This is a genomic window from Micromonospora sp. CA-249363, assembly GCF_050950185.1.
Classification (GTDB): domain Bacteria; phylum Actinomycetota; class Actinomycetes; order Mycobacteriales; family Micromonosporaceae; genus Micromonospora.
Genome location: NZ_CP192020.1, coordinates 398,902 through 421,838 on the forward strand (window position 1 = coordinate 398,902; position 22,937 = coordinate 421,838).

Here is a 22,937-nt window from a genome sequence, read left to right on the forward strand (position 1 = left end):
CCGGCCGACCAATTCCCGGACTCTGGTCACCGGACCGCCCCGCCGGTCGGGGCTGGGCGGTCCGGGACGGTGGTGGTCGGTCAGTCGCGGTCGAGGACGGCTCCGAGGATCCAGGTCACGATGCTCACGAACAGGGCGCCGAGGACGGCGGCCGGCCAGAACCCGTCCACCGAGAACGGCAGCCCGGCCTGGTCGGCGATCCAACTGGTGAGCAGGAAGAGCAGCCCGTTCACCACCAGCGCGATGAGGCCGAGCGTGAGCAGGTAGAAGCCGCAGCCGACGGTCTTGATGACCGGCTGGAGCACCGCGTTGACGATGCCGAAGATCGCCGCCACCAGGACCAGCGTGGTGACCGTCTGGACGGCGGAGGTCGACTCCAGGTCGATGCCCGGAATGAGCAGCGTGGCCAGCCAGAAGGCCAGTGCCGTGGTGGCCAGCCGAATCAGCAACCCTTTCAGAAAACCCATGGCGGGGATCGTGCCACGGACCATCCACGGGCGTAACCCGGCAGTTGACCACCAAGGACGACCGTGGCGGCCGACTCAGGCCCGTGCCGGCCGGCCGATCAGCTGGGCCTCGATCGGAGTCGGAGAGAGCAGCGCCCACCGCAGCGCGCGACGATTCACCACCGCCACCATGTCGTCGCGGATGCGGGTGAGCCAGTCGGCCGAGGGACCCAGGCCCAGCGCCGCGCCGGCCAGCGACGCCTCCGCCGGATGCAGCCGTTGCAGCACCGCCAGGTCGGCGCGGCTCAACGCGTCCACGTCGGCCGTTGTCAGCTCGTCCCGCACCACGAGGGTTGCCCGCCACGCCGGACCGGGTTCGGCCGCGGCCGGCACCGGTCCGGTGTCGACGATCAGCAGCAACGGCCGAAGCGCGGCGCCGGCCGAGTCGGCGACCGGCCGACCCGGCGGGATCAGCGGAATCGTGCCACCCGGCGCGCCCACCCCCCGTACGAACGGCTCCCACGCGCGCGGCCGCGACGTCTGGACCACCACCAGCGCTCCCAGCGCCATCGCGCGCAACGCGACGAGTTGCGCGACCCGCACCCCGCCCAGCAACAGCACCCGCGTACCCTCCGGCCGGAACAGCCGCACGGTCACCGCGCCACCGTGCCGGTTGGTGCCGACCAGCATCCCCGCCTCGCCCAGGGTCAGCTCCCAGTCGTCGAGCGCCGCCTCGGGCCGCCCGGCTGAGAGGAGCGCCAGCGGCAGCGTGCCGGCCAGACCGTCCAGGTGTGCGCCGTCGAGCCGCCGCAGTTCCCCGCCCGCGCCGTCGACGAGACGGCCCAGCGCGTCGACGGCCACGGTGAGTTCGGCCGTCGACGTGGCGGCCAGGCGTACGGTCAGCTCGGTGACCGCGGCGTCCGCGCCAGCGGCCGGTCCCACGCAGAGCGACACCGTCGTCGCGGTCGCCGGCAGCGTCAGCAGCCGGGGTACCAGCCGCCGCGCGCCCGCCCCACCGGCCTGCGGCCAGCGGACCAACCGGAACGTGGTCTGGACCAGAGTGCCGGTGCGCAGCGACGGCCAGGCCTCAAGCAGTCGCTCGCCGTCGTGATGGGCCAGCTCGCCCAGGACACGCAGGGCCGCGGGTACGCCCAGCGGCCGGGCGGTCACCGGGCCCAGCCGCCGGACGATCCGGCGGGTCGTGCCGGCGAGCGCCCGCCGCAGCGCCTCCGGCGTCCAGCCGTCCGCCCGGAGCACCCGGACCGCCAGGACCGCCCGCTCGCGCCCGACGAGGCGGCCGTCGGTGAGTTGCCGGTACGACGTCCCGACCGTGCCACCCGCCGCCGGGACGGGCGCCGGTGTACCGGTGAGAAGCAGTTGGATCCGTACCGGTGGCACGTCCGGTCCCGGCGTCGGCAGCAGCGCGGACGGCGTGGGAATCGCCCTGGACGCGTCACCGAGGAGGTCACCGGGGTCTCCGAGCTCCAGGACCACCACCATGCCGCCGGTGTCCTCCAGCACCGCCGCCGGCCCGCTGGACAACTCGGTCGAGCCGACCACGGCCCCGGGAGCGACCAGGTCGAGCAGTTCGGCCGGGCCGGCCCGCTCGCCCAACTCGCGACGGCGGGTCACGTGCCCGGCGGCGGTGCCCAACCACTCGAAGAGCCACCGGCCCCGGACCCGGACGCAGACGGCGGCCACCAGAAGAGCAGCCACCGGCAGCGCGGCGATCATGATCGGGGCGCCCTGACCGAGGGCGGCGAGAACGACCGCGACGGCGACCTGCCCGGTGACCAGTTGGCCCGCACGCACCCCCGCACCGAGCCGACCGATCGCGGCCCACCGCCCGGCAGATCGTCGAGACAGCACGTCGCCGCCGGATGCGACGACACCGAGAGGGCTCGGCGCGCTGCCGCCGATCGTGGTCGACCCGATGGCCGGTGCGGTGTCGACCGACGAGGCGGCGTGGATGTCCGTCCCGGCTGTCGGGGGAGCGGCGACCGGGCCCCACCCGGAGTGGCTCGCCGGCTGCGCGCCTGAAGTGGTGATCGGCGGCATCGCGCCTCCTCGACCAGTCTGGACGTGCCCGGCGGCCGAGCGCCCCCGGACGCCCGTCACGCGCCGCGACCGGGCTGCCGCACATCGTAGGCGACCGATGGCTGCCATGGTTGTCCACAGGGGAGAGCCAGGGGGTAGCAGAACCGCTACCGGGCCGCTACCGTCAGCCACGAAGTTCATCGCTGACCCGTGTCCGACCACGCTCGTCGAGCGGGCCACGCGAGCGGTGCGCTCCCACCGCGGGCGCATTGACAGCCAGGCACGACCGAGGAGACGAGGTGACGTCCGGGTGTCCCAGACCCAGGCAGAAGCAGCGGTGATGAAGCAGACCGCCGCGAAGTTCGAGCAGGTGGACCAGTCGTTGCAGTCCATGCTGACCGGCCTGCTGGCCGAGTTGGAGGTGCTGCAGCAGGCCTGGCGCGGCGCCGGGGGGCGGTCGTTCGAGCAGGTCAAGCGACAGTGGGCAGAGGATCAGGCGGCGTTGCACCGCGCGCTGCGGGAGACCGCCGGTGCCATTCGCACCGCCGGCCGACAGTACGACGTCTCGGACGACGAGGCGGCCAGCCGGGTGGCCGGCACCAACCGCGGCGGCATCCAGCTGCCGCTCTGACCTGCCGGGAGGGTTTTCCGATGGACAACGGTGTGCTGGTCGTCAACTTCGCCGCGCTGCAACAGGCCGGCGCGGACATTCAGCGGGCGCTGAACACGCTCGACTCGCAACTCGGCCAGCTGGAACGTGACGCTGGGCCGTTGGTGTCGGCCTGGTCCGGTGACGCCCGCCAGGCGTACGAGCAGCGCCAGGCGCGGTGGCGCTCCGCCTCGCAGGACCTGCAGGCGATGCTGCGGGCGATCAAGTTGGCGGTGGACGACTCCGCTGCCGACTACCTCGACACCGAGAAGAAGAACACCGGGCTGTTCCAGTGACGTCGGTGGGCCGGGAGCGCTGACGATGGCCGCGTCGGCGTCCCGGTCACCCTCGGGCGAGGGCCACGGTGGCGACCGGGTCGGGTCAGGCCGGCTCGGCCGGTCGCCAGCGTCGGCGCGCGCCCCGGGGCAGCACGAGGGCCATCACCACCACGGCGACCGCCGTCACACCGATCACCGCGCCGGTGAGCAGTGCCCGATCCCGGGCGGTCGCGCGACGCGCCTGGCGGGCCAGCGCGGCCTGATCGGCCCGGTCGTCGGCGAGCGCTGCGGCCGATCGGGGGCCGCCCGGCCGGCCGCCGGTCTCGGTGACCGCCCGGTACGGGTTCAACACGCCGGCCCCGTACCCGCCGCCGTGTCCCGGGCCGGGCGCCGGATCGGCCGTGGCGACGATCCGCTCCGCCACTTCGGCGGCGGTCAGTTCGGGTCGGTACGCGCGCAGCAGCGCCGCGGTGGCGGCGACGAACGGCGTGGCGTAACTGGTGCCATCCACCCGCTGGTGGCCCTGGGCGGGCGCGGCGACCAGCACCTCGCTGCCGGGGGCGACCAGATCGACGTACGCGCCGATCTGCGAGAACGTCGCCCGCGCCCCGTCCGCCCCGATCGCGCCCACCCCGAGCACCCCGTCGTACGCGGCCGGGAACGGGCGCGGGTCACCGTTGTCGTGCAGGTTGCCCACGGCGGCGACCAGCACCACGTCCCGCTCGACGGCGTACCGGACGGCGGAACGGACCTGCGGGTCGTCGGCGTACAGCACCACGGAGAGGTTCACCACGTCGGCGTCGTGGTCGACGGCCCAGCGGATGGCGCGGGCGAACTCGGCGGCGCTGACCGTTCGCCCCGACTCCCGGCCCTGCACCACCTGCTGCTCACTCACGCGTACCGGCAGGATCCGGGCGGCCGGCGCCAGGCCGTGGAAGGCGACGTCGGGCCGCGGTGCCGCCGCGATGATGCTCGCCACACCGGTGCCGTGCCCGGCGCAGTCCCGACCGCCGTCCCCACCCGGTTCGAGCAGGTCGGTGCCGGCCAGCACCCGTCCGGCCAGTTGGGGGTGTGCCCGGTCCACCCCGGAGTCGACCACCGCGACCGTCACCCCCGCGCCGGTGGTCAGCGGCGCGAGCCGCACGGGGTCGTACCGCTGCTGTGGCCACGGTGTGGCCTCGACCGGTCGAACGGGCGTCAGCGGGGTCGCGCAGACCGGGGCCGATCGGAGCGGTGCGCCGGCGACGGCCGGATCTGTCGCGCCGGTCAGCAGCGCGACCGCCAGACCGGCCAGGACCGGGCGCGCAATCGACCGGGACATCGACAGCCTCCGTATCGTGTCGGCTCCGGAACGGGATGTTATCGCTTCCCCCTCGCCCGGGCGGACCGCCGCCAGCCAGCCATTGTGATCTTGATGCCACCTTGTAGGTTGTACGCGATACCTGTGGCCTGTTCTCGGGAGGAGAGGTGGCCGTGACCGAATGGGAGCCGGCCACGGAGGCCGAGGTGGCGATGCGGGAAGCGCTGCGCGCCAACGACCAGGAGCTCTACTTCCGCCTCCTGTCCCGCACCGATCTGCTGTTGCCCGTCTCCGCTCCGGCGTCGTCCGGTCAGGCCGCCGGCTGGGGGACCTGGACGACCGGTGGCCGGACGCACGTACTGGCCTTCACCTCCGCCGCGGCGCTGCGGGCCTGCCTGGGCGAGCACGCGGGCACCCACCGGCGTGTGCCGTTCGCCGACCTCGCTCTCGGCTGGCCGAACCACGAGTGGTGGCTCGCGGTCAACCCCGGCCTGCCCGTCGAGGGGTACCTGCCGTCCTGGTTCGTGTCGCAGCTCTCCCGTGGTGACGTCCGGCTGCCGGGTCGCGCCATGGGCGCCCGGGCCCGGCTGGAGCGGGCCGAGACCCTTTCCCGGTTCCGGGCGGGTACGACCGGTCGGGACGCCTCGCCCGCCGCCGGGTTCGTACCACCCGCGCCGCCGGTCCCGGAGGCGACGTCGTCCGGACGACCCGGGCCGAGGGGTGCGACGCCTCCGGCGTCTCCGCCCTCCGCCGCCGGCATTCCCACCCGCCCGTCCGCCCCGGGTGACAGGCCGCGCCGGTCCGGCGCGGAGGACCTGCCCGCCGCCGGGCAACCGCAGCCGAGCGAACCGCCCCGCAGCACCCTGCCGGGCGCCGGCGTGGGGCCGGGAACGAGCCGCACCGCCGCCTCGCGTTATGTGCCCCTGGCCGCCGACCGCACCCGCACCGCCCCGGTCGACCAGCCGATCCCACGCCTCGGCCGGCCGGCCGCGACCCGTCCGACCAGCGAGGGCGGCGGTCCGGCCGCCGGTGACGGCACCAACCAGGACGGCCGGCGTTCCTTCTTCGAACCGACGTCCGGCCGTAAGTCGGGCCTGCCTCCGGGGGACGGTCGGCCGGGCGACCGGGCTGTGCCGCCGTCGCGGTTCGGGCGCGGCAGTCAGCCCTTTCCGCGCCGCCGCCCCGCCGACGCGCCGGGCGGCGACAGCACGACCCAGGCCTTCGCGATGCCCGCGCCGGATGCCAGCCGGGGATCGTGGCCGCCCGCCGCCGACCTGGGCACGTCCCGGGTGGTACGAGCGCCGCTGACCGACGACGAGGCCACGCAGCCGTTGCCGCCACGACGGCCCGACCCGTTGGCCGAGGAGCCCACCCGCGCGTTCCGGGTGCCGGGTCCGGTCAATGGCGGGCCGCCACCGGCCCGCACCGCAGGGCCGACGCCCTCGGCGGACGAGACCCAGGCGATCCCGCGTGACCGTCCCTCGGAGCGGCGGCGCTTCGACCCGGTGGAGGAGCTGCCACCGACGGTCGCCGAACCGGTCTCCGGCCCGCCCGCCCCCCGTCGCGGCTTCACGCCCATCGTCATCGAGGGCACCATCATCGAGTCGCGGGATCTCCTCGATCCGCCCGAGGTGGGCCCCTTCTTCGACACCGCACGGCGACCCGGCCCGACCACCCCTGCCCCGCCACCGTTCACCCCGTCCGCGCCCGACCCGTCCGCGCTTAACCGGGGCGTGTTCGACCGAGGTGTGCCGGACCCAGCTGCCTGGGCCGCGTCGGGCAGTGAAGCGGGCCTGCTCGATCCACCCGGCGTCACCCCGGCCAGCGACGCCGGCCTGGGCGGTCCCGGCCCGGCCAGCGACGCCGGCCTGGGCGGTCCCGGCCCGGCCAGCGACGCCGGCCTGGGCGGTCCCGGCCCGACCAGCGACGCCGGCCTGGGCGGTCCCGGCCCGACCAGCGACGGTGGCTACCGGGCCGGCGACGACACCGGCCGTTCGCCCCGATCCCCGTTGGGCTACGAACCCGAGCCGACCCGCCCCGACTCGGACGCGGAGGCCACGATCGCGGACGCCGTCGAGCCTCCGCCGATCGACGAACCGGCGTCGCCGCAGTTCCAGCCGGCGAACACGGTCGAGGAGGACCTGCTCGGCGCCGCCGGGGCCGGGAGCACGGACACGTTCCTGTCCACTCTGCTGCTGGCCCGCGTGCTGCTGCCGGCGGCGGCGGACTCGAAGCGGGGCAGCCGTCCCGGCGATCCGGGCTTCGTCTGGCGCACCGCCCGCCTCGACGGCGAGACGTACGTGGTGGTCTACACGTCCCCGGAGCGCCTCGCCGACCACGTCGAGGGTGCCGTCGACACGGTCCGGGTCAAGTTTGCCCAGCTGATCCGGCGTTGGCCCGACGAGGACTGGTCGTTCGCCGTCAACCCGGGCACTCCGGTCGGCGCGAAGTTGCCCGGTGACCAGATCGTCGCCTTGGCCAACTGGGCCGCCGAGGTGGGCCTCGGCGACGACCTGGAGGTCGACCCGGTGGAGCCGGCGGCCGAGGCGGAACCCGCCACCCGACCCCGGTACGCCCCGGCGGCGGTCGACCCGGCCCGCCCCACCGTCATGCAGAAGGCGATCGCGCCCAGCCAGCTCGCGTACTACCTGGAGCGGGGGTACGACCGGGTCTCGGGTTTCGTGCACCGGGCCGGCGAGCTGGCCCACCTGACCACGCCGGCCGAGCTGCACGACGCACTGGGCCTGAACTACCCCGGTTCGCCGTTCGAGCGGGACGCCGAGGAGATCTACGTGCTGCGTTGGCCGGCGCACCGGCCCAGCCTCTACCGGATCCCGTACGGCGGGCAGAACGAGGCGGCGATGCGTGCCATGGAGGGCTGGGTCATCGAGCGCCCACCGTTCCGGGGCAACGGTTTCGCCCCGGGCGAGAGCAGTGACGTGGTGGCGGAGTTCAAGGTGGACAGCGCCCGTCTCCCGCACGGCGCGAAGCTCTGGCGGATCGGCGACGACGGCACCGAGCGGGTGGTCGCGGTGCTCGACACGGACGCGGTCACCTGGCGACGGGTTCCGGAGGAGTGATGCGCGACGGTTACGTGGCCCGCTGGCAGGGCCGGGAGTACCAGGCCAGCCCGGACGGCGACGACATCCGCCTCTACCAGCCCGAGCCGGGCGAGGGCTTCGAGGAGGTCCGCGCGGGCCGCTACGTGCGGGTGCTGCCGGCGAGCGAGATCGAGGATCTGGCGTACGTGCGGACCACCTGCACCTGGCAGGGCCAGCCGTTCATCGTGCTCGGCGAGCACGACGCCTGGCTGCGCGTCGAGTACACGGGTGGTCGTTGGCCGGTGGCCGAGGCGATGCGGTTGGAGGTCTTCGACTTCGGCGTCTACCAGGGTTGGGCGCCGGCCGCCGAGGTCACCGACCTACGCGAGCAGCGGGTCTGACGCTCACGACTTGGCCCACCGCAGGATCTCGCCGAGCACCAGCTCGGGGGCTTCCAGGTGTGGGAAGTGCCCCACCCCGTCCAGCAGACGCCACTCGTACGGTGCGACGACGTACCGGCCGGAGCCGAGGGCGGTCCGGGGCAGGGCGGCGATGTCGGCCGCGCCGTGCAGTTGCAGGGTCGGGGTGATCAGCGGCTTCTGCATGAGGCGCACGAACCGGTAGCCGTGCAGCCGCAGTACCGAACGGAAGGCCCAGCGATAGCCTTCCAGCGCGCAGAAAGCGGCCTGCGGGATGCGCATCGCCTCCCGGCACCGCTCGGCGTACGCCTTGAACTCGGCGCTGGCGGCCCAGCGCGGGCCGGCCCAGCGGCGCAGGATCTCCTCGACGCCCGCCGCGCCGTCCCTGGTGAGCACGTGTTCGTAGCGGGGGAGCTGGAACTTCAAGGCCGGGGTGGAGGCGGCGAACTGTCCGCGCGGGTCGGCGAAGATGGCGGCGCGCAGCCGCAGCGGGTGAGGTGCGCCCAGAACCACCAGCCGGCGGACCAGGGTCGGGTGGAACGACGCCACCGTCCAGGCGACCATGCCGCCGACACCGCTGCCGACGAGGGTCGCCGAGCGCTCGCCGAGGGCCCGGATGAGGCCGGCGATGTCGGCGGCGAGGGTGTAGCCGTCGTACCCCCGGGGTGGTTTGTCGCTCGCGCCGTAGCCGCGCAGGTCCACGGCGACCGCGCGGAAGCCGGCGTCGGCGACGGCGGGGAGCATCTGGTGCCAGGCCCACCAGTGCTCGGGGAAGCCGTGCAGGAAGAGCACCATCGGGCCGGTGCCGGCCTCGACCACGTGGAAACGGCTGCCGTTGGCGCCGACGAACCGGTGTGTCCACGGCCCCTCGGTGAGGACGCAGGACTCGTCGACGGTCTCGCCGCGCTGGTCGGTCATGGTTGACAGCCTAGGACCCCTGCGGGAGGGGACCGCTTCGCCGGCCGGTGTGAGCCGGCGGGGATCAGACGACCGGGCTGATGTCGACGATGGTGGCCGGGATGCCCGGGCCGCAGTCGGCGGCCGGGTCGGCCGGGCCGATGGTCACGCGGACGGTCGTCCCGACGGCGAAGGTGCCCTTGCCGGTGCCGTGCAGCGCGTACTGCCGTCCGTCGTCGGTGACGAGGCCGTAGCAGGGTCCGTCGCCGCCCCGGTTGATCCGCCCGGCCAGGGCGTTGGCCCGGCGGGCGTCGGTCGGTTTGCGCGGCGGTCCGGTGGGCGGGCGCAGGGTGGGCAGCGGGACGCGTGAGCGCGACGGGCGGCCGGCGGGGGACGACGGCGTCGACTCGGTGGGCGTCGTCGGTGCGGCGGAGGACGGTGGCGCGCCGGGCGCGGGAGTGCCGGACGGGGTCGGCTCGGCGGACACGGTGCCTCCTTCGTTCCGTGTTCCGGCGCAACCGGTCAGCGCCAGCAGGGTGGCCAGACCTGCGCCGGTAAGGGTGGTGCGGGTTCGCGGCTGCACGGTGGTCGGACGTGCGCCGTCCGGTCGAGGTTCCCTGGAACGGGCGATGCCCGGGCAGGTGACCTGCCCGGGCATCGCCGTGGTGCGGGTGGTGCCTGATCGAGGGATCAGTTGAAGCGGACGGTGGTGTTGATCCCGTCCTGCGACACGACCCGGATCTTGGTGCCGGTCGCCGGAACCTTGACGCCGTGGTTCGGCAGCTCCGGGTACCAGTACTGCTTGGTGTCGTCGAACAGCGGCTGCGCCGCCTGGCCACGGACGTAGTTGGCCTGGCTGTTGATGTGCAGCGTGAACGAGTCCGCCTTCTTCAGGCTGAACGGAGCGTCGTAGACCTGGACGCGGGCCCGCCAGGGGGCGCCGGTCAGGTTGTAGGACGGCTCCGGGTGGGAGTCGATGATCATGTTCCGACCCTCACCCGGGTGCGCGAACGTGTCGTTGTCCGACCACCGCAGGTTCCAGTACGAAATCAGCAGACCCTCCTGGTACGCGTAGTGGTCCACGTAGTCCGGGCGGGTGTTCTGGTAGCCGAAGTAGTACGGGCCGGTCTTGAGGTACTTGTCGTACGAGGTGTACGACCGGGTGCCGGCGATGTAGAAGTTCTCGAACGCCTTGGTGTAGGTGGCCGAGGCGATCTCGAACTTCCCGGCGAAGGTCCAGCCGTTGGCGCCGTTCTCGCCGCCGTCGGTGAACACGGTCTGGCCGTCGGCGGTCACGGTGATCGCGTCACCGTAGAAGCCGCCCCGGGACAGGCCGCCGTCGGTCTGGTAGCGCAGCCGGAACTGCACGACCTTGCCCGCCACGGAGTTCATCGGGATGTTGACGTCGACCCACTTGCCGGCGCTGGAGCCGTCCAGGGCGAAGCGCCCGGGGGAGATCTCCTTCAGCGGGTTGCCGTTGGCGGTGCCGGGCAGGGTCGCCCAGGTCTTGCCGCCGTCCGTCGAGGCCTCGAAGAACAGGTAGTCGAAGTTGGCCTCGATGTTGTAGCGGCCCTTCATGGACAGGGCCGCCGACGACTTCCCGGTGAGATCCAGCGTCCGGGTCATCGTGCTGTTGAGGTTGTCCTCGTTGCCGGTGAAGAACTGCTTGCTGCCCTCGAACGGCGCGCCGTTCGAGAAGGTGTAGTCCCGCTTCGGAAGTACGACGACCGCGGCCTGCGCCTCGGGCGAGTTGTACTCCTGCGGGCCGAGGACCAGCGTCTTCTTCTGCCCCGCGACGACGGTCTCGTAGTCGAGCCAGCCGAGCTGGAACTTGTTCCACGCGCCGAGGTCGCCACCGCGCTCGCCGATGCCGCCGTCGTTCTTGGCGCCGAGCCGGCTCTGGGCCATCAGGGTCCAGTGCTCGTTGTTGTTGTCGCCACCGTTGATGACGTTGTAGTCGTCCGGCAGACCGAGGTCGTGGCCGTACTCGTGGTAGAAGACGCTCCGGCCACCGTTCTCCGGCTGGATGGTGTAGTCACCGATCCAGACGCCGGTGTTGCCGATCTGGGTGCCGCCGGCCGGGAAGTCCTCCGGGCCGGTGCTGCCCTGGTCCGAGGCGTACGCGTACCAGCGGTGGCTCCAGATGGCGTCCTCACCCTGGATCGGGTCACCGTCGGCCTGGTCGCCGCCGGAGTGGACGATCTGGAAGTGGTCGATGTAGCCGTCCGGCTCGTTGAAGTTGCCGTCACCGTCGTAGTCGTACCGGTCGTACTGGTCCATCGACTTGACGTCGGCGGCGATCTGCGCGTCGGTGCGGCCGGCGGCCTTCTGGTCGGCGACCCACTGGTTGGCCGCGTCGCGGACCAGGTCCCAGGTGTTGTCGCAGACGTTGCTGTCGCAGACCGCCGGGTCGTTGGCCGGGTTGGCAACGTCGTCGTCGGCGATCGGGTCGTCCGAGCGGCCGTACCGCGCCTCGTTGTACTTGACCTTGACCCAGTCGGTGACCTCGCCCTCGACGCTGTAGCGACCCGAGGACTGGGCCTCGTAGTACTGCTTCAGCGACTCGTCACCGGGGTTGGTGCCGAAGTAGAGCTGCCGGTAGTGGTCGGCGTTGTAGTCCGGCTGCCAGACGGTGGAGTTGTCCACCGCCCGGTTGGGCGCCGGGATCTCATTGTGCAGCGGCCCGTCGAACTTGGTCGGCCCCGCGGTGTTGGGGTCGATGTTCTTGTCCGGGAAGTCCGGGTGCCGCTCGTTGCCGAACTCGGCAAGGATCACGAAGATCTTGTCGGTCCGTTCACGGGAGAGTTCGACGTACTGGTCCTCGGTCTGTGCCGTGCCCGCCCCGGTGGTGCGGGCGGCGGCCCCGTCGGCCTGGGTCTTACCGACCTTGACGACGGTGCTGCCGTTGACCTTCTGTGCCTTGGCCTTGCCGGTGAGGACCTTGCTGAGGCCCTCCTGGCGCAGCGCTCGCCGCTTGTCCTCCAGCGGGTTCGGCAGGTCGTGGTCGGCAAGGGCGGGCTCGGCGACCGACGGAGCGGCCGTCGGCAGTTTCGGCTGCGGCGCGGCACTGGCGGACGGTCCGAACGCCAGCCCCGTCGCCGTCAGTGAAAGCCCGAGCAGACCCACTGCGACTTTGCGCACGTGGTACCTCCGGTGTGAGGGAACCGACCCAACGGGGGTACGGGCCGGTGATACATCGATCCCACTAGTGGGACCAATGGTGAACATAGACACTGCCGGGACGGGTGGGAAGATGCGCGCGTCGATTTGTTGCAAGATTTTGTTGGGAACGCTTTTCACCGTCACACCCCCGCGCTTCATCTGCGCTCGAGAAGGGGTGGACTGGCCGACAACGCCCGCAACGATGCTTTTCGATCAATAAGATCAGGTGCAACGACAGTGGGGCCGGTGGCGTTCCCGCCACCGGCCCCACCATCAGTTGCCGAACCCGTTAAACCGTCACTTCTTCGCCGGGGTGACGTAGATCGTGGCGGACGAGTTGTCCTTCGCGGCCTTACGGATCGTCAACGAGACGCCGTTCGCCACGCCCGCGTCGGCCGGGTTGCCCGTACCGAGCACGATCGCGCCGCCGCCCAGCGTGACGCCGTAGTAGTCCGGCGCCGGGCTGCCGTCCGGGTTGGTCACCCGGGTGGTGTACGGCGAGTTGCCACGCGACGGGACCACCACGGAGGCGTCGTTGTCCCGGGCGTACGCGGCACCGTCGCGGATCTCGATGCCCGGGTACCAGCCCTTGGCGTCGGTGAAGCTCTTCACCGGCGCCTGCGCCTTGAACTTGGTGCAGTAGGCGCTGTACGGCTCGTCCGCCGCCTCCAGGCACTCCGTGAAGGGGTACGTCTTCTGGAGCGTGAAGGCCGCGTTCGACGACTGCGGACGGCTGGGCAGGTTGTCCGTCACCGACGGGTCCTTCTCGGCCGCCGTGCCGGTACGCCGGTACGGCTCGTAGTGCGAGTCGACGATGAGCAGCCCGCCCTTGGCGCCGTAGCTCGGCAGGGAGGTCATCTGACCGGTGACGTGGTTGACGTCGCCCAGCGCGCTGTCCCGGTACCACACCAGCATGCCCGGGGCGTTGTAGGAGATCCGGTCGACCTTCCACGCCTCGTGCGAGTAGATGGTGTCGTAGGCGTACTTCAGGCCCTTGTCGAAGCCGTCGAAGTTGCGCCACTCGGCCAGGTAGTACTGGGCGTGCACCTCGGTGCCACCGGCGACCTTCCAGCCGGCGCCGGTGGTGTCGACGAAGGTGCCGCCGGTGGTCTCCCACCCGTTGGCGCCGCCCTCGACGTCGTCGCTCCAGGTGGTGGCGCCGCCGCCGGTCACCGAGAAGTCGTCGACGAACCAGTTGCGCTCCTCGAACGCCTCATCGGTGGCCAGGCGCAGTCGCACCTGGACGGTCTTGCCCGCGTACGCCGACAGGTCGACGTAGTCGTGACGCCAGCCGTCGGTGCTGCCGGTCAGACCGTACTTCTTGCCACCGAAGTCGTTCATCCGGCCGTTCGGGTCACCGTAGTTGTCCGGCGTCGTGACGACCGTGCCGTCCTCGGCGTACACCTTCTGCTCGGACCAGGTCGTCCCACCGTCGGTCGACAGCTCCAGGAAGCCGAAGTCCCAGTCCTCTTCGATGATGTAGTTGTTCCACATCCAGAACTTCGCGTCCGAGGCGTTCGGCACGTCGACCGAGCGGCTCAGCTTGACGTCGGCCCAGCTCTGGTCGTTGTTGCTGTGCCACATCTTGGTGCCGCTGTGCGGGGTGGCCAGGACGGTCACCTTGTCCGGCAGGTCGACCTTGATGCCGTCCTCGGCGTCGATCGGCGTACGCGAGGTCTGCCCGAGCTTGACCTCACGCGGGTTGGACCCCGGACGGATGGTCAGCGGGTCCGCCCAGCCGAGCACCCACTTGTCCCAGATGCCCATGTGCGTCGGCAGCGCCTGGAAGATCTCACCCGAGTGCGAACCGGAGGCCATGAGGTCCCAGAAGTCCACGTCGGAGTCGGCGTTGCCGGAGGTGTCGTAGAGGTCCGGCAGACCGAGGTCGTGGCCGAACTCGTGCGCGAAGACGCCGACGCCGGCGTCCTCCGGCTGCACGATGTAGTTCGACACCTTCAGGCTGGTGCCCGGGATCGTGTAGCCACCCGGGACCGAGGAGGAGTGCGCCCAGACGGCGTACACGCCCTGGTCGCCGCCGCCGCGGGACTTGCCCTGGCCGGCGTGCACCAGCACCAGGTGGTCGATCACGCCGTCCGGCTCGAAGAGGTTGCCGTCACCGTCGCGGTCGGCCTGGTCTTCCTTGTCGTAGTCGGCCCACGGGAAGTTCGGGTCCTTGGCGGCGAGCGCCTCGATCGCGTCGGTCGCCAGTCGGCCCGCGCCGGCCGGGTTGTCCGGGTGGCCGTTCATCGACTGCTCCCGGCCGGGAACCCAGTTGCCGTTCTCGTCCTGGGTGCAGCGGTTGGCCGCGTACCAGCCCTCCGAGTGCGGCACGGTGATCCACGGGCTGGCCTGCCCGTCGACGGTGTACGCGTTCTTGGACATCTCCAGGTACATGTTGTGCATCGTGCGACCGGAGATGTCGATGCCCTTCTTGCCGTCCGGGCCCTTGAGGTCCGTACGGACCCGCTCGGTGATGCCCTTCTTGCTGTACAGCATCTTGTCGTAGTGCGACGGCGAGAAGTTCGGCACCCAGAACGAGTTGTTGTCCTCGTGCGGCAGCCGCGACGGGTCCGGGATCTTGTTGTGCTTCGGCCCGTTCTGCACCGTGCCGGGGACGCAGGTGCGGTCCTCGAACACCGTCTTCGGGACCATCACGTTGGTGAAGTCGTCGTTCGCCTGGTCGTTGAACTCGACCAGCAGCGTCAGCAGCTTCGCCGTCTGCGTGGTGGGCGACTGCTTGATCTGTCGCGGGCTCTTGCCCGTCTTGATCGACTTGGCCTCGATCTGCGCGAGCTGGCGCGCGGTCACCGGGTTGCCCCGCGCGTGCTTCTGGTCGAACGCGCGAGCCGAGTCGACGGCGGGCGTGTAGACGCCGTTCTTGCCCTTGACCTCACGGCCGGTGGTGTCCGTCTGGACCTCGGGCTCGGCGTAGTTGATGTAGTACTCGTCAGCCCCGATCACCGCCCGGGGGGTGGTGGACGGCTGTGCCGCCGCACTGCCACTCACGGTCAGTGACGTGGCCGCGAGGGCGATGACGGGCAGCGCGACGAGTAGTCGTCGGCGCGACCCCGGATGGGAATTTCTGTTCATGCCGCTCCGTTTCTCGGGCATGGGCGAGGGAAGCCGGCAGTCTCCAGGCACGCAGCGTCGCGTCGAGGCCAACCGACCTTCGTGAAACTAAATGAGAATCCAGCCGAACAACAGGAACGTGATGCAGGCGTTATCCGTCCCGCCCGCGGCCAGCGGCAGGCGGGGTGGTCGCAAGTCCACAAAAGAAGACGGTGGGTGACGGTCCGTACGGACCGTCACCCACCGATGGGTACGCCTGTCGTCAGTCCTCGTCGGACTTCGTGCCACTCATGCCGGAGGAGATCAGCTCCATCACCGAGGAGTCCTGCAGGGTGGTGACGTCACCGAGGGAGCGGTTCTCGGCGACGTCCCGCAGCAGCCGGCGCATGATCTTGCCGGAGCGGGTCTTCGGCAGCTCCGGCACCAGCATGATCTGCCGCGGCTTGGCGATCGGCCCGAGCGTCTTCGCCACGTGGTTGCGCAGGTCGGCGATGAGCTGCTCACCGGCCTCGCCGGCGATGTCCGTGCTGCCGCGCGGGATGGCGAACGCCACGATCGCCTGACCGGTGGTCGGGTCGGTCGCGCCCACCACCGCCGCCTCGGCCACCGAGGGGTGCGACACCAGCGCCGACTCGACCTCGGTCGTCGAGATGTTGTGCCCGGACACCAGCATCACGTCGTCCACCCGGCCGAGCAGCCAGATGTGCCCGTCGTCGTCCTTCTTCGCCCCGTCGCCCGCGAAGTACATCCCCTCGAACCGCGACCAGTACGTCTCGATGAACCGGTTGTCGTCGCCCCAGATGGTGCGCAGCATCGACGGCCACGGCTCCCGGAGCACCAGGTAGCCGCCACCACCGTTCGGCACCGACTGGCCCTGGTCGTCCACCACGTCGGCGACGATGCCCGGCAGCGGGGTCATCGCCGAACCCGGCTTCGTCGCCGTCACGCCCGGCAGCGGCGAGATCATGATCGCGCCCGTCTCGGTCTGCCACCAGGTGTCCACGATGGGCAGCTCACCTCGGCCGACGTGCTGCCTGTACCACATCCACGCCTCGGGGTTGATCGGCTCGCCGACGCTGCCCAGCAGCCGCAGCGACGACAGGTCGAAGCCCGCCGGGATGTCCTCGCCCCACTTCATCATGGTGCGGATCAACGTGGGCGCCGTGTAGAGGATGCTGACCTGGTACCGGTCGACGATCTCCCAGAACCGGCCCTTGTGCGGCGTGTCCGGGGTGCCCTCGTACATGACCTGGGTGGCGCCGTTGGAGAGCGGGCCGTACACGATGTAGGAGTGGCCGGTGACCCAGCCGATGTCGGCGGTGCACCAGTAGACGTCCGTCTCCGGCTTCAGGTCGAACACCGCGTGCGTCGTGTACGACGCCTGCGTCAGGTAGCCGCCCGTGGTGTGCAGGATGCCCTTGGGGCGGGCCGTGGTGCCGCTGGTGTAGAGGATGAACAGCGGGTGCTCGGCGTCGAACGGCTGCGCGGTGTGCTCGGCCGACGCCGTCTCCACCGTCTCGTGCCACCAGTGGTCCTTCTCCGACCACGCCACGTCCTCGCCGGTGCGGCGGACCACGAGCACGTGCTCCACCGACGGGCAGCTCGCCACCGCCTCGTCCACGGTCGGCTTCAACGCCGACGGCTTGCCCCGTCGGTAACCACCGTCGGCGGTGATCACCACCTTGGCGCTGGCGTCCTGGATGCGGTTGCTCAACGAGTCGGCCGAGAACCCGCCGAACACCACGCTGTGCGCCGCGCCGATCCGGGCGCAGGCCAGCATGGCCACCGCCGCCTCCGGGATCATCGGCAGGTAGATCGCCACCCGGTCGCCGGCGGTCACGCCCAGCTCGGTGAGCGCGTTCGCCGCGCGGCAGGTCAGCGCGTGCAGCTCGGCGTACGTGATGGTGCGGGTGTCGCCCGGCTCGCCCTCCCAGTGGATCGCCACCTTGTCGCCGCGGCCCGCCTCGACGTGCCGGTCCAGACAGTTGTACGCGACGTTGAGCTGCCCACCGACGAACCACTTCGCGAACGGCGGGTTCGACCAGTCGAGCACCTCGTCCCACTTCTTCGACCAGGCCAGCCGGTCGGCCTGCTTCGCCCAGAAGGCGAGCCGGTCGGCCTGCGCCTCGGCGTACGCGTCGACGGTGACGTTGGCGTGCGCGGCGAGCTCGGCCGGCGGGGGGAACTGGCGCGTCTCGTTCAGCAGATTGGCCAATGCCTCGCTCATGCCGTGACTCCTCGTCCTCGGGGTGACCTGCGTCTCGATGGGCACGAGGGTAGTCGCGGGCCCCCCGGCCGGCGACCGCTGCCCACCTCATCGCGCCGAGCGGCCCCCGCCACGCGCCCGACGGCCCGTCCGACCCCTCGCGCCCCGCAGCTTCGCGCTGGACCGGGTGGTCCGGGTCGCGTTGCGGGCGGGTGTGGGCCGATCGGCCCGGTGGGGATCGCTAGCGTGGCGGGGTGACCACCGATCCGCTCGCCCCGCTGCTCGCGCTCGCCGACATCGCGCCCGCCGTCGACCGGGCCCGCGAACGCTTCGACCAGGCGCTCGGGCACCGCGCCCTGCGCCGCAACGGCGGCCAGGTCGCGGCCGAGGTCAGCCTTCGCTCGGCGGTGGCCAGCGCCGCGCTCGAAGGGGCCGCCCACGAGCGCGAGGAGGTACGCGCCGGCACCGTCACCGAGCCGGTGCTCCAGGGGGCGCTCCGGGTCGCCGGTGCCCTGCCCGGTCTGAGCGAACTCTGGCCGAAGGCGCCCCGGCAGGCCCTCGCCCGGCTGCACGTCCTCGCCGCCCGGGACATCGTGCCGGAGGCCGAGCTGGGTCGTCCGGTCGCCGATCCGGTGGTCGCCGCCCGCCTCGACGGGCTGGCCGGTCTGGTGGCCGGCGGGACGACGGTCTCCCCGCTGGTGCTGGCCGCCGTCGTACACGGAGAACTGCTCAACCTGCGCCCGTTCGCCGGGCCGTCGGGCGTGGTGGCGCGCGGCGCCGCCCGCCTGGTGCTGCTCGCCAGCGGCCTCGACCCGCGTGGCCTGCTCGCCGTGGACGTCGGTCACGCCGAACGCGAGCCCGAGTACGTCGGCGCGGCCGGCGCCTTCGCCACCGGCACCCCGGACGGGCTGCGTTCCTGGCTGCGCCACTACATGGTGGCCGTCGAGGTCGGCGCCGACCAACTCACCGCCATCGGCGACGACATCCTCGCCGCCGCGTGAGCGGTGGTTCAGTCCCGCCGCGTCGCCCGGTTGACCTTGGCCTGTAGCGCGCGGCGGGCGATCGGCCCGAGGTCGTCGACGATCTCCATGAGGAGCGCGAGCTGGTCGAGCGCGGCCATCGCCCGGTCCGCGCCCGCCGGGTCCACCCCGTCGTAGAGCTCCAGCCCGATGAACGCCGCCGAGACCGCACGGGCCAGGCCGGGCACGTCGGCCACCTCGGCGAACGGTGACCCGGCGAGCAGCCGCCGCAGGACCTGCTCGATCTCGTTCACCCAGAGCTGGAGCGCTCCGGCGGTGGAGGCGGCCATGCGCTGGTCCGCCTGTGCGCCCGCCAACATCTGGGCCAGGAAGTTGACGTTGCCGAGTTGGCGCTCCTCCTCGTGCAGCGCCCGTCCGACCGCGAGCAGTTCGCGCAGCGAACCGGTCGAGGCCAGCCGGGCCGACCAGTGCTCGACCCGCTCGGCCGTGCTGACCCGGCAGGCCGCCGCGAGCAGGTCGTTCACCGTGCCGAAGTGGTAGAAGACCAGCGCCTGGTTCACGCCTGCGGCGGCGGCGATGGTACGGGCCGAGACGCCGGCGATGCCGTGCTCCCGGATGGCGGCGATGGCGCCATCGAGGAGACGCTGCCTGGTGTCGGACATGGCTCTCCTCTCGGACCCGCCGGGCGCGGCGGTGCGATCACCGCATCGGTGACCAGTTGAGCCAGCCAGGTGGCCCCGGGCAGCGCGGCGTCGTGCACTGTCGTCAGTCATGCGAATCTCGCCCGTCTTGAGCGGTCGCTCAAGCGGAGGGTACGTTCTTTTGAGCGGTCGCTCAATACGGCGTGGGACCGGGGGCGATGAACTGTGTCGGATAGACGACTGTCGACGACGCCGATGACGCCCTCCGGGGTGAGCGCCGAGAGAGCCGACGACTACCGAGGGTGGCGTCGTCGGCGAGCGCGAAGGTCTTTCGTTGCCCGGACGGGCCTCGGTCAGGCCGGGGTGGCGGCGGCGCGGGTGCGGCGGTGCCGGCCGTACCAGGCGATGCCGATGGCCACGCCCACACCGACCCCCAGCGCGGCCGCGGCCACCGGAACGGCCGGCCGCTCCCGCCAACGGCGACCCAGCGGAATCGGGTGCCGGAACTCCAGCACCGGCCAGGCGTTTTCCGAGGCCAGCTTGCGTAGCTGCCGGTCCGGGTTGACCACGCTCGGGTGGCCCACGCACTCCAGCAGGGGGCGATCGCTGTACGAGTCGGAGTAGGCGTACGAGTCGGCCAGGTCGTAGTCCCGCGCGGCAGCCAGCTCGGTGACCGCCTCGACCTTGCTCGGGCCGGCCGCGTAGAACTCGACCTCACCGCTGTAACGGCCGTCCCGCACCGTCATCCGGGTGGCGATCACGTCGGTCACCCCGAGCAACTCACCGATCGGCCGGACCATCTCCTCGCCGGACGCCGACACCAGCACCACGTCCCGCCCGGCCGCCTGGTGCTCCTCGATGAGGGCGGCGGCCTCGGCGTACACATAGGGGTTGATCAGCTCGTGAAGTGTTTCCGCGACGATCTGGCGGACCTGCTCCACCTGCCAGCCCTTGCAGAGCGCGGCCAGGTAGTCCCGTGTTCGGGCCATGGTCTGCTCGTCGGTGCCGCCCAGCCGGAACATCAGCTGCGCGTACGCCGACTTGACCACGTCACGCCGAGTGATCAGCCCGTCCCGGTAGAACGGCCGACCGAACGCCAGGGCGCTCGACTTGGCGATGACGGTCTTGTCCAGATCGAAGAAAGCGGCACTTCGGCCCACGGCGCGAAAGTCTAGCCGGATGGTCTATCGTCGGCGGGTGCCCGGGGTCAGGCCACCCCGTGGACCTGCGGACGGGCACCCCCACCACCGCTTAGCGTGACCGTGCTCACATTCAGCGAGGAGATTTTCGCGCTGAGTGGAGTGAACACCACTCGACGTGACGGGCCCGCTCAGGCAGACTTGTCCGCACGACGTGCTTTCACATCCCCGAAACAGACAGACCCTCGGCGGTTGCACCCCCCGTGACCGCTGAGTGGTTCGGCTCGACCCCCCCGGAGCCGAACCGTTGACGACCCCCGTCTCCCCCCGACGGGGGTCGTCCCTTTGCCGGGGAGCGCTCCCGGGCTGGTGACGGTGTGTCCTCCCGGGTCGGCCGGGCGGGCCGACGGGCGGAAAGTCAGCGAGTCGTCAGCGAAGGTCAGCCGGACCCGGTCGGCGTAGTCCTCGGGCGTGTGCGTGTACCGGTCCAGCGTCGTCGATGCCTTCTCGTGCCCGACCACCCGCCGCACCACGTTGACCGGCACCCCGTCCGTCACCAGCCACGTGATGTACGAGTGCCGCAGATCGTGGAACCGCAACCCGCCGACCGCAGCCGCCGCCGCGTGCGCCACCGCCGCCGCTTCCGTCGGAAACTCCGCCCGCTGCTCCCGGCCGTCCCGGTCCGGCCACACCGCCAACCACCGACCCCGCGCCAATTCGTTGACCCGACCGAGCAGCCCGGCCCGCACCAACGACGGCAGCCACACCCGCCGACGGAAGTTCGACCGCCGCTGCGGCCCGCCGTCCCGGTCGGCGAAGACCAACCTCCGCCCGTCCGGCGAGGTCTGGCCGCGTCGCTGGCGCAGCTCGGCGACGAGGAACGGCGGCATCGGCACCGCCCGCACGCCGGCCCGACTTTTCGGGTACGCCCGCAGCACGACCCCGCCGTGGGTCTCCACCGCTACCTGGGCGACGTGCAGCAGCCCGCCGTCAAGGTCGACCGCTTCCCACGGCAGGCCCGCACACTCACCCCACCGCAGCCCCGCCCCGGCGGCAGCGCAGACGATCCCCCGATGTTCAGCCGGAACGGCGGGCAGCAGCCGGCCGACGAACGTCTCCCGGCTGATCGTGCCTGCGCGCGCCTCACCCGCCCGGTTGCGAGGCACCCGGACCCCCTCACAGGGGTTGACCGCGAGAAGCCGCGCCCGGATCGCCGTCTGCATGATCATCAAGCGCGCTCCGCGCGGCGCGGGCCGGGCGCGGTAACCGGCTCCTGACGGAGGCGCCGCCCCGCCCGCCTTCGGCGGCGGGGCGGAAAGTCAGCCGGCCCGAAAAGCCACGGCCGCCCCGCGCGTCACCCGTGGTTCCGTAAAGGGAACCGGTGACGAGTCCCCGAGGTCAACCGGGACCAGGACTACAACGTCCTACCTCACGTCACGCATTCAGCCTCACCACAGGAACCGTGGACCGGTCAACGGCCAGGCCGGACAAGTTGCCGAACGGAATCACGTCGACCGCTCACGGGTCCGAGGTGGGGAAGAGGTGAAGGTAAGGAAGGGGGCGGAGGATGAGGGCGGGTTGGGGTTAGAGCTTGTGCCTCCGGCGGGGGCCAGACGACTCCAGGATGGAGTTGCCGAACGGTTGCGGTCGCGGGTGGTAGTGGTTAGGGGGTGCCATCCCGTCTACCGCCGACCCAGGCAAGCCGAGCGGGCCAGGGCCAGGGTGCCAAGGTCGTTCGTCCGGTAGGGCGCTCCACCTTGTCACCCTGGCCCTGGCCCGCTCCACGGTGTGTGGGTCGGCGGCAGACGGGATGGCAGGTTGGCTACTCGCAGCGTAGGTTCTTGACGATGTCCATAGGGTTGGATTTGTGGATTGGGATCTTCTCGTCAAAGTGGCCCTTGCAGTGCTGGCAGTAGCCGCAGCAGCTTTCCGGGTCCCGTTTCGACCCAAGAGCAAAAGGGATCAGATCAGGGCAGATATTGAGATTCTCAAAGAGTTGCCTTCTTCTAGTAAGTCCAAGGATCGCCTGACGCAATACATTGACCAACGAGTAGAAAAGCTTATCGAAGATGAGACTGAACGTCGCAGGAACCCCGGACTAATATTCAACGGATTGTTTGTTGGTGGATTTGGGCTGTTCACGCTCATCTCCTTTCTCGAGAAGGAAGACCTGTCATCTGTTGTTCAGTTCGGGGGCGCTCTTTTCGCAGGATTCATGGTGTTTACTGCTGCGCGGATGCTCAGGGACGGAATTCAAGTCAAGAAGCGAAACAGTAGAGGGTTTGTCATCGAGTAGGGGTCCAGACGAGCCGATACGAGGCTTTGATCTTGATCTGCTGTTCGGAACGGGCTCAGAGGCAGCCAAGAGGCAGCGAGACAGCCAGTTGCTGTTGACAGCATCTACCCCGGGTCAGCGTAGCGGTCATGCTCAGCAGTGCAGGACGACAGCGGACGGCAGTCGTTGGCACGCCGTACTGGCGTTCGGGGCGAAGCGGCCGGCAAACGCCAGCTCGCTCTACCGGGCCTGCGTCGAGGACGGGCAGGGCTAGCAGGAAGCGCAGCAACGGATTGAGCCGCCACGAGATGCCGACGGTTGGGCGAGGCCAATAGAGATCGCATTCACCCGACGCTGCGGATCAGACGGTAGGTGCGGCGTTGTGTCTCGGATGGAGT

General features: G+C 71.2%; 17 protein-coding genes. 6 read left to right on the forward strand and 11 right to left on the reverse strand.

Annotated features, from left to right (window positions below; translation table 11 throughout):
* Positions 1 to 80: 80 nt before the first annotated feature.
* The gene (locus tag ACQPZK_RS01950) at positions 81 to 467 is read right to left on the reverse strand and encodes a phage holin family protein (protein WP_433536641.1); all 387 of its coding nucleotides are present in this window, start codon (positions 465 to 467) and stop codon (positions 81 to 83) included.
* Positions 468 to 542: 75 nt separating this feature from the next.
* Positions 543 to 2,504, reverse strand: a complete 1,962-nt coding sequence (gene eccE / locus ACQPZK_RS01955; protein ID WP_433536642.1) for a type VII secretion protein EccE — start codon at positions 2,502 to 2,504, stop codon at positions 543 to 545.
* A gap of 289 nt (positions 2,505 to 2,793) precedes the next feature.
* Here eccE and ACQPZK_RS01960 point away from each other — a divergent pair, with 289 nt between their 5' ends.
* Both ACQPZK_RS01960 and ACQPZK_RS01965 read left to right on the forward strand, forming a co-directional pair.
* Positions 2,794 to 3,114 (forward strand): WXG100 family type VII secretion target, encoded by a 321-nt coding sequence (locus ACQPZK_RS01960; protein ID WP_433536643.1) that lies wholly within the window; start codon positions 2,794 to 2,796, stop codon positions 3,112 to 3,114.
* 20 nt (positions 3,115 to 3,134) lie between these two features.
* Positions 3,135 to 3,428 (forward strand): WXG100 family type VII secretion target, encoded by a 294-nt coding sequence (locus tag ACQPZK_RS01965; protein ID WP_433536644.1) that lies wholly within the window; start codon positions 3,135 to 3,137, stop codon positions 3,426 to 3,428.
* An 85-nt stretch (positions 3,429 to 3,513) separates the two neighbouring features.
* Here ACQPZK_RS01965 and mycP read toward each other — a convergent pair whose 3' ends face one another.
* Positions 3,514 to 4,731, reverse strand: coding sequence for a type VII secretion-associated serine protease mycosin (mycP, locus tag ACQPZK_RS01970; RefSeq protein ID WP_433536645.1), 1,218 nt, complete (start codon positions 4,729 to 4,731; stop codon positions 3,514 to 3,516).
* A gap of 152 nt (positions 4,732 to 4,883) precedes the next feature.
* Here mycP and ACQPZK_RS01975 point away from each other — a divergent pair, with 152 nt between their 5' ends.
* Together ACQPZK_RS01975 and ACQPZK_RS01980 are read left to right on the forward strand one after the other, a co-directional pair.
* Positions 4,884 to 7,790 (forward strand): SseB family protein, encoded by a 2,907-nt coding sequence (locus ACQPZK_RS01975; RefSeq protein ID WP_433536646.1) that lies wholly within the window; start codon positions 4,884 to 4,886, stop codon positions 7,788 to 7,790.
* A complete protein-coding gene (locus tag ACQPZK_RS01980; RefSeq protein WP_030486287.1) occupies positions 7,787 to 8,152 on the forward strand; it encodes a hypothetical protein in 366 nt (121 codons plus the stop codon). Before ACQPZK_RS01975 ends, ACQPZK_RS01980 begins: the two co-directional genes overlap by 4 nt.
* Positions 8,153 to 8,155: 3 nt before the next feature.
* Here ACQPZK_RS01980 and ACQPZK_RS01985 read toward each other — a convergent pair whose 3' ends face one another.
* The 5 genes from ACQPZK_RS01985 to acs form a co-directional block, all read right to left on the reverse strand.
* Complete coding sequence (locus ACQPZK_RS01985) at positions 8,156 to 9,088, reverse strand: alpha/beta fold hydrolase (RefSeq protein WP_433536647.1); 933 nt, start codon at positions 9,086 to 9,088, stop codon at positions 8,156 to 8,158.
* 64 nt (positions 9,089 to 9,152) lie between these two features.
* Complete coding sequence (locus tag ACQPZK_RS01990; RefSeq protein ID WP_433536648.1) at positions 9,153 to 9,554, reverse strand: hypothetical protein; 402 nt, start codon at positions 9,552 to 9,554, stop codon at positions 9,153 to 9,155.
* Positions 9,555 to 9,757: 203 nt separating this feature from the next.
* A complete protein-coding gene (locus ACQPZK_RS01995; protein WP_433539081.1) occupies positions 9,758 to 12,193 on the reverse strand; it encodes an immune inhibitor A domain-containing protein in 2,436 nt (811 codons plus the stop codon).
* A 333-nt stretch (positions 12,194 to 12,526) separates the two neighbouring features.
* Positions 12,527 to 15,319, reverse strand: a complete 2,793-nt coding sequence (locus ACQPZK_RS02000) for an immune inhibitor A domain-containing protein (protein WP_433536649.1) — start codon at positions 15,317 to 15,319, stop codon at positions 12,527 to 12,529.
* A gap of 241 nt (positions 15,320 to 15,560) precedes the next feature.
* Complete coding sequence (gene acs / locus ACQPZK_RS02005; protein ID WP_433536650.1) at positions 15,561 to 17,525, reverse strand: acetate--CoA ligase; 1,965 nt, start codon at positions 17,523 to 17,525, stop codon at positions 15,561 to 15,563.
* Positions 17,526 to 17,758: 233 nt separating this feature from the next.
* Here acs and ACQPZK_RS02010 point away from each other — a divergent pair, with 233 nt between their 5' ends.
* Positions 17,759 to 18,505: an oxidoreductase gene (locus tag ACQPZK_RS02010; protein WP_433536651.1), complete on the forward strand. Its 747-nt coding sequence runs from the start codon at positions 17,759 to 17,761 to the stop codon at positions 18,503 to 18,505.
* 8 nt (positions 18,506 to 18,513) lie between these two features.
* On the opposite strand, the gene ACQPZK_RS02015 is transcribed toward ACQPZK_RS02010, so the two are convergent.
* From ACQPZK_RS02015 to ACQPZK_RS02025, 3 genes are all read right to left on the reverse strand, one after another.
* Positions 18,514 to 19,146, reverse strand: a complete 633-nt coding sequence (locus ACQPZK_RS02015) for a TetR/AcrR family transcriptional regulator (protein ID WP_433536652.1) — start codon at positions 19,144 to 19,146, stop codon at positions 18,514 to 18,516.
* A 332-nt stretch (positions 19,147 to 19,478) separates the two neighbouring features.
* A complete protein-coding gene (locus tag ACQPZK_RS02020) occupies positions 19,479 to 20,285 on the reverse strand; it encodes an HAD family hydrolase (protein WP_433536653.1) in 807 nt (268 codons plus the stop codon).
* A 170-nt stretch (positions 20,286 to 20,455) separates the two neighbouring features.
* Positions 20,456 to 21,493, reverse strand: coding sequence for a tyrosine-type recombinase/integrase (locus ACQPZK_RS02025; protein ID WP_433536654.1), 1,038 nt, complete (start codon positions 21,491 to 21,493; stop codon positions 20,456 to 20,458).
* Between the two features lie 638 nt (positions 21,494 to 22,131).
* On the opposite strand from ACQPZK_RS02025, the gene ACQPZK_RS02030 reads away from it, so the two are divergent.
* Positions 22,132 to 22,560 carry a hypothetical protein gene (locus ACQPZK_RS02030; RefSeq protein ID WP_433536655.1) on the forward strand — a complete coding sequence of 143 codons (429 nt, stop codon included), beginning with the start codon at positions 22,132 to 22,134 and terminating at the stop codon, positions 22,558 to 22,560.
* The last annotated feature ends 377 nt before the right edge of the window (positions 22,561 to 22,937 follow it).